This is a genomic window from Gordonia desulfuricans NBRC 100010, from assembly GCF_001485495.1.
Classification (GTDB): Bacteria; Actinomycetota; Actinomycetes; order Mycobacteriales; family Mycobacteriaceae; genus Gordonia; species Gordonia desulfuricans.
This window is the reverse complement of record NZ_BCNF01000069.1, coordinates 40281-51348: the sequence shown is the minus strand read 5'-3', so window position 1 is coordinate 51348 and position 11068 is coordinate 40281. Positions and strand designations below refer to the sequence as shown.

At 68.1% G+C, this 11068-nt stretch carries 11 protein-coding genes; 9 read left to right on the top strand and 2 right to left on the bottom strand.

The window, feature by feature from the left end; all coding sequences use genetic code 11:
* Positions 1-79: 79 nt before the first annotated feature.
* The gene (locus GD1_RS12305) at positions 80-793 is read right to left on the bottom strand and encodes a FadR/GntR family transcriptional regulator (protein WP_059037229.1); all 714 of its coding nucleotides are present in this window, start codon (positions 791-793) and stop codon (positions 80-82) included.
* Positions 794-917: 124 nt separating this feature from the next.
* On the opposite strand from GD1_RS12305, the gene GD1_RS12300 reads away from it, so the two are divergent.
* The 7 genes from GD1_RS12300 (at position 918) to GD1_RS12270 (ending at position 7578) form a co-directional block, all read left to right on the top strand.
* Positions 918-1424, top strand: a complete 507-nt coding sequence (locus tag GD1_RS12300) for a gluconokinase (RefSeq protein ID WP_059037236.1) — start codon at positions 918-920, stop codon at positions 1422-1424.
* Positions 1421-2842 carry a GntP family permease gene (locus tag GD1_RS12295; RefSeq protein WP_059037228.1) on the top strand — a complete coding sequence of 474 codons (1422 nt, stop codon included), beginning with the start codon at positions 1421-1423 and terminating at the stop codon, positions 2840-2842. Before GD1_RS12300 ends, GD1_RS12295 begins: the two co-directional genes overlap by 4 nt.
* 121 nt (positions 2843-2963) lie before the next feature.
* Positions 2964-4274: a lipase family protein gene (locus GD1_RS12290; RefSeq protein WP_083534131.1), complete on the top strand. Its 1311-nt coding sequence runs from the start codon at positions 2964-2966 to the stop codon at positions 4272-4274.
* Between the two features lie 154 nt (positions 4275-4428).
* Positions 4429-5853 (top strand): hypothetical protein, encoded by a 1425-nt coding sequence (locus GD1_RS12285; RefSeq protein ID WP_202926893.1) that lies wholly within the window; start codon positions 4429-4431, stop codon positions 5851-5853.
* Complete coding sequence (locus tag GD1_RS12280; RefSeq protein WP_059037226.1) at positions 5850-6518, top strand: hypothetical protein; 669 nt, start codon at positions 5850-5852, stop codon at positions 6516-6518. Before GD1_RS12285 ends, GD1_RS12280 begins: the two co-directional genes overlap by 4 nt.
* A 60-nt stretch (positions 6519-6578) precedes the next feature.
* Positions 6579-7001: a Fur family transcriptional regulator gene (locus GD1_RS12275; RefSeq protein ID WP_020790957.1), complete on the top strand. Its 423-nt coding sequence runs from the start codon at positions 6579-6581 to the stop codon at positions 6999-7001.
* 145 nt (positions 7002-7146) lie between these two features.
* A complete protein-coding gene (locus GD1_RS12270; protein WP_053777510.1) occupies positions 7147-7578 on the top strand; it encodes an organic hydroperoxide resistance protein in 432 nt (143 codons plus the stop codon).
* A 65-nt stretch (positions 7579-7643) separates the two neighbouring features.
* Here the strand turns inward: GD1_RS12270 and GD1_RS12265 are convergent, their stop codons facing one another.
* Positions 7644-9068, bottom strand: a complete 1425-nt coding sequence (locus GD1_RS12265) for a purine-cytosine permease family protein (RefSeq protein ID WP_059037225.1) — start codon at positions 9066-9068, stop codon at positions 7644-7646.
* 274 nt (positions 9069-9342) lie between these two features.
* Between GD1_RS12265 and GD1_RS12260 the strand changes: the two genes are divergently transcribed.
* Together GD1_RS12260 and GD1_RS12255 are read left to right on the top strand one after the other, a co-directional pair.
* Complete coding sequence (locus GD1_RS12260; protein ID WP_059037224.1) at positions 9343-9837, top strand: hypothetical protein; 495 nt, start codon at positions 9343-9345, stop codon at positions 9835-9837.
* A gap of 471 nt (positions 9838-10308) precedes the next feature.
* On the top strand, positions 10309-11067 hold the full coding sequence (locus GD1_RS12255) for an ATP-binding cassette domain-containing protein (RefSeq protein WP_059037234.1): 759 nt from the start codon (positions 10309-10311) through the stop codon (positions 11065-11067).
* Position 11068: the final 1 nt, after the last annotated feature.

The window sequence follows — 11068 nt, the reverse complement described above, 5'->3', positions numbered from 1 at the left end:
GGGCTCGGTCCCGGCTCGACCATCCATGGCGGCGTCCGGCTCGACCATCCGTGGCATCCGACTGGACAGCCGGTGGTCTTCAGTCGGTGGTGGGGCGGTCGTGGACGGCTTGTGCGGCCTCGTCGACGATCGCGCGCATCGCAGTCTCGGCGGCCCCGGGATCGCCGAGGCGGATGGCGCGGGCGACGTCGTCGTGCAGTGCGATCGCCACCGGATTGGGGGTCTCCGGCATCATCCCGTGATGGGTGCGTCCGGCCAGCACCTCGTCCACCACCCCGGTCAGGGCGCGGAACATCTCATTTCCCCCCGCGGCCAGGAGGTTCTGGTGAAAGAGCTTGTCGGCCAGTAGATATGACTGCTGATCTCCGGTCCGGGCGGCGATCGCCATGTCGGATGCCGCTGCGGCGAGCACCCGGCAGTGGTGGTCGTCGCCGCGTTCGGCGGCCAGCGCTGCGGCCGCGGGTTCCACACCGCGGCGCAACTCCGACAACGTCACCAGGAACTCGGCCCGCCCGTCGCCGTCGAGGCGCCACCGGATCAGCCGGGGGTCGAAGACGTTCCAGTGGGTGGCGGGCTGCACGGTGATCCCCACCCGGCGGCGTGAGGTGACCAGGCCCATCGACTCCAGCACCCGGATGGCCTCGCGGGCGAGGGTCCGCGACACCGCGTACTCGGTGCAGATCCCGTCCAGCGTCAGTACGTCGCCCTCGGTGAGGGCACCGGTCGCGATACGGGTGCCGACTGTGGTGAGCACGTGGTCGTGCAAGGCTCCGGGGCTGGTGTCCTGGGTCACCTTTTCATCTTCTCATTACCGCCCCGCATCGGGTAAAGGCATACGTCTATGAAGAAGTACTTGCAATAGTCATACGTTTGAGTCAGGATATGTGACCACCAGCACATCGACGTGAGGAGTGGTGATGAGCGGACCAGTGGTGGTCATGGGGGTGTCGGGGAGCGGGAAGTCCACGGTCGGCGCGGCCCTGGCGCAGCGACTGCGCGTGCCTTTCGCCGACGCCGACGACTTCCACTCGCCGGCCAACATCGCCAAGATGAGCGCCGGTGAACCGCTCACCGACGCCGACCGCGGGCCCTGGCTCGACGACATCGGCCGCTGGCTCGCCGAACACCGCGAAGGTGGCGTGATGAGCTGCTCGGCGTTGCGCCACATCTACCGTGACCGGCTTCGCGCGGCATGCCCCGACGTCGTCTTCGTCCACCTCACCGGCACGCCCGAGGTGATCGCGGCACGCCAGGCGACCCGACCCGGGCACTTCATGCCGACGTCGCTGCTCGCCTCGCAGTTCGACACCCTCGAAGACCTCGGTGCCGACGAGCGTGGCGTGGTGGTCGACGTCGACCGCAACGTCGACGCCATCGTCGAACGCGTCGTGGCCGCGCCCGAGATCGCCGGAGGAACCCGATGAACCACACCGCCGTGCTCGCCGCGGGCACCGATCTGCCCGAACCCGTGGGCTCCGGCTGGCATCTCGTGCTGGCCGCACTCGCCGGTATCGCGGTGATCGTCGTCCTGATCACCTGGGTCAAGATCCACCCGTTCCTCGCGCTCATCCTCGGTGCGGCCACCGTGGGAATCGTTGCCGGAGAATCGGTTCCGACCGTGCTCGACTCGTTCACCACGGGCTTCGGGTCCACCGCGGCCGGGGTGGGCATCCTGATCGCCCTCGGCGCGATGTTCGCGAAACTGCTCGCCGACTCCGGGGGTGCCGACGAGATCGTCGACACCATCGTCGGACATGCGAGCCCGCGGATGCTGCCGTGGGCGATGGCGCTGGTCGGCGCGGTGATCGGCCTGCCGATGTTCTTCGAGATCGGCCTGGTGCTGCTGATGCCGGTCATCTACCTGGTGTCGCGGCGCTCGGGGATCGGCCTGATCCCGATCGGTATCCCGGCGCTGGCCGGACTGTCGGCGATGCACGGCTTCGTGCCGCCGCACCCCGGTCCGCTGGTCGCGATCGACGCCCTCGGCGCCGACCTCGGTCTCACCCTGGCCCTCGGTGTGGCCGTGGCGATCCCGACGATCATCGTCGCCGGTCCGCTGTTCGGCTCACTCGCCGGGCGGTGGGTCCCCGTCGAGGCACCGCACACCTTCGACGCCGACCCCGGCACCGCCGGTTCCGGCGCAGCCGCCGGGTCCGACGGTGACACGCCCCGCCGACGGCCGGGTTTCGGGATCACCCTGACCAGCATCCTGCTGCCGGTGGTGCTGATGCTGGGCAAGGCGCTCGCCGAGATCTTCCTCGACGACGGACAGTGGCTGCGGCAGATCCTCGACGTCCTGGGCACCCCGCTCATCGCCCTGCTGATCGCGGTGCTCGTCGCGATGATCACCCTGGGCCGTGGGTCCGGCATGGGCCGCGACGAGATCTCGTCCTGTGTGGGGTCGGCGCTGCCCGCGATCGCCGGCATCCTGCTGATCGTCTCTGCCGGCGGCGGCTTCAAACAGGTCCTCGTCGACACCGGCATCGGCACCCAGCTCGCCGACTGGGCGTCGGCCGCCAACATCTCGGTGATCCTGCTCGGTTGGGTGCTCGCGGCCCTGATCCGCGTCGCCACCGGCTCGGCGACCGTCGCCACCATCACCGCGTCGTCGTTGATGCTCGGCCTGGTCGACGGCCTGGGGTCTACCCAGATCTCGCTCGTCGTGCTGGCGATCGGCGCCGGCTCGGTCTTCCTCTCGCACGTCAACGACGCCGGGTTCTGGCTGGTCAAGGAGTATTTCGGGATGACGGTCGGCCAGACCTTCAAGACATGGTCGGCGATGGAGACGATCCTGTCGGTGACCGGTCTGATCGTGGTGTCGGCGATCGGGGTGTTCGTCTGAGGCGGCGCCCGGCCGTCCGATCGTTCGCCGCGTCATCGAACACGATGCATCTGACACGATGACGCGGTGAACGCGACCCTCGTCACACACCCCGACCCTACTGTGCGGTAGGTTACGGTTCATGACGAAGTTTCGGGGGAACTCCTCTACACGGACGGCCCGGTCACGCCGGGGTGGGTCGGGCAGCTGGACCCGGCGCTGGGCGGCGGTGCTCACCGCAGGTGCGGTGGTCGGCACCGGCCTGACCGCGGCCGCCGGGCAGGCCCAGGCGGCCGACTTCTACACACCGCCGGCATCGTTCGACCCGACGCCGGGATCGATCATCCGAAGCCAGCCGTCGCCGCTGCTGCTGCAGATCCCCGGGGTGCCCAACCAGTGGCCGGGCACCGCGACCCGGATCATGTACACCTCGCAGTACCAGGACGGATCGCCCGCCGCGGTGACCGGCACCGTCATCGAGCCGACCGCCCCGTGGCGCGGTCGCGGTCCGCGGCCCACCGTGGTGATCGGCCCGGGCACCGTCGGCCAGGGGGACCAGTGCGCCGGCTCCAAGATGATGGCGCTGCCGATGGCCATCGACGTCACCAAGCCGAGCATCGCGGTCAACTACACCGCCCCCGACATGTACCTGCTGCTGCTCAACGGGGTGCGGGTGACCATCACCGACTACATCGGCATGGGCACCCCCGGCGTGCACACCTACGTCAACCGCGCCGAATCCGGCCACGCCATGCTCGACGCCGCGCGCGCCGCACTGCGCGTGTCGGGTGCGCCGGCCGACGCCCCGGTCGCCTTCTCCGGCTACTCGCAGGGCGGCGGCGCCGCGGCGTCGGCGGCCGAGCTCGCCGGCACCTACGCGAAGGACCTCAACGTGAAGGCCACCTATGCGGGTGCGCCGCCGGCCGACCTGGCCAAGGTGATCGACCAGATCGACGGCACCGCGATCTCCGGCGGTATCGGCTATGCGATCAACGGACTGCAGGCCCGCTACCCGGTGGTGAAGGACGTCGTGCAGCGCGAGACCAACGCCGTGGGCAAGAACGCGCTCGAGCGACTGTCCACCCAGTGCATCGGTGACACCGCCCTGTCTTTCGGATTCCAGCGAACCAAATCCTGGACACGCACCGGACAACCGCTCTCGTCGGTGATCAAGGCGCATCCGGAGGTGCAGAAGGTGGTCGACGACCAGCGGATCGGGCGACTCAAGCCCAACGCCCCGGTGCTGCTCGAGGGCGGCGTCGCCGACGACGTCATCCCGAACGGCCAGGTCAACCAGCTCTACCGGGACTGGAAGGCGCAGGGCGCCGACGTCCGGCTGATCACCAACACCATCCCGCCGATCTTCCCGGGCCTGGTGATCAACCACACCTTGCCGATGCTCACCACACTCCTGCCGGCGACGAACTTCTTGCTCACCGAACTGGATCGCTGATACTGGGGAGATGATGCAGTGGCGGTCGGGGACCGGAAGACGTGAACAGAAGCTGTTGTGGCGAAAGGCCCACGGGCGAAGGCTGTTCGGGGCCACGGCCGTGACCGGCACCACACGCGTGACGGGTCCCGGGGTGGCGACGCTCGTGGCCGCGATGATGGCGGCGGTCACGCTCTCGGCTGCGGTGATGGCCCCGGCCGCTGCCGAGCCCACCACCGCCCCCGCCGATCCGGGTGCCCCGATCCTCGGACCGGTGGGTACCTCGCTGATGCACGGCGACCTCGCATCCACCGACTCCACCCCGAACCCGGGACCCGGACTCCGGGCCCGGGTTCGGGGTTCGTCGGCTCCGGGCGGGGCCTGCGCGGCGACCTTCATCGGCAGTGACGGAATGCCGGTGTCGTTGTGCACCAAGTTCATCGGCGATCCGCGGACCGGTGGGTTCGCGGTGCCGTCGGTGGTGTTGTTCGACCCGCGCACCGCGGCGCCGGTGGCGAGCGTCGACCTGCGCAAGGGGGGTCTGCTCGGCGGTGTGTACGGCTATCTCGACGGCCGGAACCGGGTGGTGGTGGCCGATGGGTCGAATTCTGTTCTGTTCGTGGGACATCGACGCACCGCCCAGGGTTATCAGGTCTACGTCGACGATCGGGTGGACGTCTCGGCGCACATCCCGGCGGGGGACGCCGTGACGGGCCTGGCCCCGGATCGCCAGGGCCGCATCTGGTTTGCCACCACGAACGGGGTGATCGGGACCGTCGGCGCCGACCGTGACGTCCGGTCGATGCACCTGCCGGCCGGTGAACAGCTCGGCAACGGTCTCAGTGTGCGGCCCGGGGGAGTCTCGGTGCTCACCACCCATGCCCTGTACGAGATGTGGACACGAGCCGATGGCACCCCGGAGGCGGTGTGGCGCAAGGCCTATGACCGCGGTCCCGCCCGGCGTCCGGGGCAGCTCACCTGGGGGTCGGGTACCACGCCGACCTACTTCGGCCCGGGCGGTGACGGCTGGGTGGCGATCGTCGACAACGCCGATCCGCGGCCCTCGCTGATCGTGCGGGAGAGCGACACCGGCAGGCTGGTCTGCCGGATGCCGGCGTTCGGCACCTCCGGACAGGGCACCGAGAACTCGCCGATGGCCTGGGGGAACTCACTGGTCATCCCGAGTACCTACGGCTACCAGTACCCGCCGATGGCGGTGACCGGGCCGTCGCAACCGTCGGATGCCGGATTCACCGGCGGGTCCACCCGCATCGACGTGAGCCCCACCGGCTGCCGTCGGGTGTGGGAGAACGGTGACCGGTTCGCGTCGTTGCCTCGCCTGTCCCGCGCCGACGGACTGATCCACGGGCTCGGCTACGGCCGGTATGTCCCGGGCGCGATCCAGCAGGCCGGACCCGTCTACTACCTCGCCACCGACTTCGCGACCGGACGCCGGGTGGTCAGCAGTCAGGTGGGGGTCGCACCCGCCGACGAACCGCTCGAGCTGACCGGGACCATCGCCGCCGACGGCACGATGTGGCAGGCGACCATCGGGCGGATGCTCGCCATCAGCGGGGACGGGAGGACAATGCAGTCATGACCGACCCCACCGATCCCACCGATCGGTCAGATCCCGAACACATCCCCACCCAGGCGGAGCTGGATGCGGAGGACTTCGCGCAGCTGCAACGCAGATCCCGGGACAAGGACGAGGCGAACCTGTACCCGGGTCGGCCCGCCGACCCGGGTCCGGCGCCCACGGCGCTCGCGGTGCACGCCCGGGTGGCCTGGTGGGGATCGGCGATCGCCGGTCTGGTGGTGTGGGTCTACGGGATCGTCGACCGGTCGGCGATCGGCGACATGTTGCGGTCGCGCATGCTCACCGATGCGGTCGCGGCCCCGAAGGGCCAGCCGACCGACGGCCAGATCGACACCTATGCCGCCGTCCTGCCGGTGGTGGCATTGGTGGTGATGGTGGTGCTGCCGATCGGGGAGTACCTGTTCCTGGTCGCCGCGGCGTCCCGCCACAGCCGCAACTGCCGCAACTTCTTCCTCACGATCGTGGTGGTGCACCTGCTGTGCATCCCGGTCGGGATCGACCTGTTCTTCGACTACCCGGGCCTGTGGTCGGGGGCGGCGGTACTGGGCTGGCTGCAGTTCGCGCTGCTGATCGTGGCGGGGGTGATGACCCTGCGCCGCGTCGTCGACCGCTGGTTGCCGGAATCCACGCGGATGCGGCCGTCGCGGATGTTGCGCGCACGCTGAAGGGTGTGCCGAAGCCCACTCCAGACTGGACTGGTTCCGGAAAGGGTTAAGCTGGAGTGCATGCAAGGCGAGCTCGACTTCCGACAACAACTCCGTGCGGCGGGTCTGCGGGTGACCGCACCCCGGCTGGCCGTGCTCGAGGTCTTGCAGGAACATCCCCACGCGACCGCCGACATCGTCGCCACCGGGGTGCGTGAACGGCTCGGTGCCGTCTCCACCCAGACCATCTACGACGTGCTGCACGCCTGTGCCGAACACGGCCTGCTCCGCCGGATCGAACCGGCCGGCTCGGCGGTCCGCTACGAGGCCCGCACCGACGACAACCACCATCACCTGGTGTGCCGCGCCTGCGGTCAGATCGTCGACATCGATTGCGTCGTGGGCCGAGCACCCTGCCTCGACCCCGACGACGACCACGGCTATCTGGTCGACGAGGCCGAGGTGACCTTCTGGGGACTCTGCCCGGACTGCCGCGACTCCTGACCGAGTCCCCGGCCGGCGATCTGTGCCGGTGGGACGCCATTCCGCCGACGACGGTGTGTTCGGCCGGATCGATCTGACACGATCGAGGGTGGCGCCGTCATTCGCACTCGCCCGTCGGCGCCCGACTATCCGATTGGGAGTGAACATGGCAATCGAACCGGCATACCGTGTCTGGTCCAAGGCAAGTGGTGGCGGTCGCGACGGAGAAGTGGTGTCCGAGAGCGGCCGGATCGACCTGGAACTGCGTCCGCCGGCCGCACTGGGCGGCAGCGGTGAGGGCAGCAATCCCGAGGAACTGTTCTCGGCCGGTTACTCGGCATGCTTCCTCGGCGCGCTGCGTGCGACCTCCAAGCAGGCCGGTTCGCCGGTGCCCGACGACTCGACGGTGACCGTCACCGTCGGGATCGGCAAGGATCCCGCCGACGGCGGCTTCGGGCTGGTCGTCGAGATCGAGACCTACATCCCCGGTGTCGACGAGGCCAAGGCGAAGGAACTGGCCGATGCCGCCCACGCGTTCTGCCCGTACTCGAAGGCCACCCGCGGCAACATCGACCACACGCTGACCGTGCGCGTCTGAGACGGCTCCCGCCTCCCTGACAGGGCACCTGTCAGGGAGGACGCGGATCCGGCCCGCGAGCGGATCTAGCCGGAGCGGGATGCGGCTTTCTCCTTGAGCAGCCGTTTGAGGCCGATGGAGTAGACCACCGCCGAGAGATAGAACCCGGCCAGCATGCCCAGCGCCGCATAGGAGACACCCCCGTGGGGGAGTCGTCCGCCGTCGAAGACCTGCAGCGCGAAGATCAGGATCGACCCGGAGATACCGAACAGCAGGGCGAACAGTCCCCACCGGTTGGAGGACGGTTCGTCGTAGAGCAGCGCCGTCGGGTCGTCGCTACGACGCATCACGGTGTCGATGAGCGCGATGTTGACCCAAGGGCCGATCCACACGCCGAGCACCATGATGTAGCCCTCGTAGGACGCCGGGAGATCGCTCGTGGCGGCCCAGCCGAGCAGGAATGCCAGCACGGTCATCACGATCGGTCCGAGCAGGCTGCCCATCCGGGGACCGAACCCGAGACCTTCGACGTTGAACAGCGTTCGCGCCGATCGCAGCGTCATCGCATTGTTGGTCCACGAACCGCCGATCAGACACAGCAGGACCACCACCCCCAGCCAGTCCGGCAGGAACGACGTGAACTGGGTGGTCGGGTTGAACTCGCCGGCGTTGCCCTGGGCCTCCACGACGATCGCGGCGGCGGTTCCGATGATCATCAGGAATGCGGTCGCGATGAACAGCCCGAGTCCCGAGCACACACCGGCCATCCGCGGTGAAGCACTGACCGGGGTCCACTTGCTGTAGTCGGTCGCATACGGATTCCAGCCGATGGTGTACGCCCAGGCGATACACGCGACGACGACGATCGCGATGAGTCCGTTGAGGTTCCACGGCTGACCGGCGTCGACCGAGGGATCGGCCTTGACGAAGCCGATGATGCCCGAGACCACCAGGACCAGGGTGATCAGCGGGAACAGATACCGCTGCACCGCGGCGAACGGGATGTCGATCTGGGCGAGGAACAGCTGGACCACGACGGCGACCGCGGTCCCGGCCACCACCGGAAGTCCGAACAACGAGTTGATCGCGAGACCGGCGACCACCGAATTGACGATGAACCAGCCGAACGAGCTGATGATCGCCATCATCGTGGTGACGATCAGGCTGCCCAGGTCACCGAACGCCGACCGCCCGAGCACGATCTGCGGGACCTTGAGCTGGACCCCGCGTGCGGTGAGCACACCGTGGCTGATCGCACCGAACGCCGTACCGAGCAGGATGCCGATCACGGCCTGGACCAGGCTCATGTCCAGATAGAGGACCACGATCATGCCGACGTAGATCGCACCGAACTCGATGTGCGGTGTCACCAGCCAGGTCCAGAAGAACCACCAGCTGCTGCGGCCCCTGCCCGACTCGGTCTCGGCGGTTGGCGACTCGGTCTCGACGACCGTCCCGTACCCGACGACGCGAACTCCGGCGGGCAGTGAACGTGGTTCGACGGCACTCATTCTTCGACGGCTCCTGGCGGATTCAGGTCTGGTCTGGGCGTGGTCGTGCTCGTGGCCGTGGCCCCGATCGCCCGGTGGTGCAAGGGACGTCCGGTGGGTGCACGGCGTACGAGTGTGCTTCTCTGATCTTCTGTTTTCCCAGTATTGAGGCGAATGGGCGACCGGTTATCATCTCCTGGCCGTTCTTCGTCCCACATCGGTTGCCCATTCGTCCCCAAACACACGTGGGTGACGTGCCTCATAGTCGCCCGGGACGTCGCGGTAGCGTGGCCGTGTGGATTCTGGGTATGCGCTCGCGAGTGTGGGGTTCGTGGTCGTCGTGGGGGTCGTGGCCTACGCGTACTTGGTCGGCAGGGACACGCATCGGTTGCGTCAGGGGGCGGTTCTGGCACGTGACCTGCGTGAGATCGCCCGTGACGACGCCGTTCGGCTGGCCGCTGTCGACGAGTTCGAGACCACGCTCTACCAACGACTGTTCTTCGCCTCGACGGTCTCGCCGCGGCTGCGCAGTGCCGCCTGGGCACTCATGGCCACGGTGATCGGTGCCATCGGTGCCCTGGTCACCCGGGGTGACGGCGTCGTGCTGACCGTCGTGCACGGCGTCGCACTGGTGCTCGCGGTCCTGTTCGGTCTGGCGGCGCTGTTCTTCGTGGTGATGGCCGCATTCCATGCCGCCACGACGCCGCGGGTGTCCTTCGCCGAGTCCTATGCGGCGACGGCGTCGGCCGGTGAGTCCGCCCCGGTGCGGGACACAGCGGACGAGGACTGAGACCTGCGGCTTTCGTGCCGACAGTGGCGACACCGCACACCATGCGATCTGTGACGTGAAGCCGCATGTTTTGTGCCACGCTTCGCGACAGGGTTTTTCCAGTCGACTGCCAGGAAGGGGTCGATTGGCGTCGATCGCTTCACCATGTCTCATGTTTGGTGATAGCATGCTCAGATTTGCATTCGTGCTGTTCCGGGGTGATTTCGCGGCCCTGGCCCCGTCACTTCGCTCTCACCTGCGGAAACCCGATCCTGCACGCCCCGGGCCGGTTGGCGCCTCGGAAACGACATGGATCTGTGGCCCCGGGGGCATCGCCCGCAGCGGGTGACTTTAGTCGGTGGTGCAAGCCCTCTCGCTGAGATTAGATATTCGAGGTGATCCTTGCACGGCCCAATTGTCCGTGGTGTCCGGTTGCAAGGAGCACCGGGGACACCTTGCGTCCGCAGGTGAGAAAGGTATGACGTCGTGACATTGCCCGACGGAGGCGACGCCGCGGTCACCGCGCAGATCGCTCCCATCGCCGGCGGTGGGGATGACACCCCACTGCTGGTTGCCGAGAACATCGAGGTCAACGCTTCCTGGGGTCATATCTACGGTCCGGTCTCGTTCTCGGTCCGACCGGGCGGTGTGACCGTTCTCGTCGGCTCGGGCGGACGCGGTCGTACCGCGCTGCTGCTGACCCTGGCCGGCCGGATGAAGCCGTCGAAGGGTCAGCTGCACTCGTTCGGGCACACCAACAACGCGCAGCACCTCTTCAAGCAGGCCGCCATCGCCTACATCGACGAGGTCGACGAGATCGAGCAGACGATCCGGGTCCGCGACGTCGTCACCGAGACCATCCGGTGGGCGGCCCCCTGGTACAAGTGGGTCGCCCCGGCCAAGCAGGACGATCTCGAGCGGATCTGCCGTCCGGTGTTCGGTCCCTACTCGCTGCCCACGCTCGAGGCCTACGTCGAAGAGCTGCCCGAGCTGACCGCGGCACTGTTCCGCATCGCGGTCGCCAACGTGCGCAAGCCACCGCTGCTGGTGGTCGGCGGTGTGGACCGTCTGACCCGCGTCGACAGCGCACACAAACTGATGGCCCGCCTGGTGGATCTCGGCCGCGAGCAGACCATCATCACCGCCGACGTCAACGGTGGGTTCCCGGACCTCCAGCTACGAGACGTGATCACGGTCGACAATCTGACCGACAACGAGTTCGTGAAGCTCGAACAAGAAGAACGGAACTGAC

Bases quoted from the DNA above. Each gene is read 5' to 3' on its own strand.
- GD1_RS12275 (WP_020790957.1), top strand. From the start codon at position 6,579: ATGCAAGGCGAGCTCGACTTCCGACAACAACTCCGTGCGGCGGGTCTG.
- GD1_RS12295 (WP_059037228.1), top strand. From the start codon at position 1,421: ATGAACCACACCGCCGTGCTCGCCGCGGGCACCGATCTGCCCGAACCC.
- GD1_RS12285 (WP_202926893.1), top strand. From the start codon at position 4,429: ATGATGGCGGCGGTCACGCTCTCGGCTGCGGTGATGGCCCCGGCCGCT.
- GD1_RS12265 (WP_059037225.1), bottom strand. From the start codon at position 9,068: ATGAGTGCCGTCGAACCACGTTCACTGCCCGCCGGAGTTCGCGTCGTC.
- GD1_RS12300 (WP_059037236.1), top strand. From the start codon at position 918: ATGAGCGGACCAGTGGTGGTCATGGGGGTGTCGGGGAGCGGGAAGTCC.
- GD1_RS12270 (WP_053777510.1), top strand. From the start codon at position 7,147: ATGGCAATCGAACCGGCATACCGTGTCTGGTCCAAGGCAAGTGGTGGC.
- GD1_RS12290 (WP_083534131.1), top strand. From the start codon at position 2,964: ATGACGAAGTTTCGGGGGAACTCCTCTACACGGACGGCCCGGTCACGC.
- GD1_RS12280 (WP_059037226.1), top strand. From the start codon at position 5,850: ATGACCGACCCCACCGATCCCACCGATCGGTCAGATCCCGAACACATC.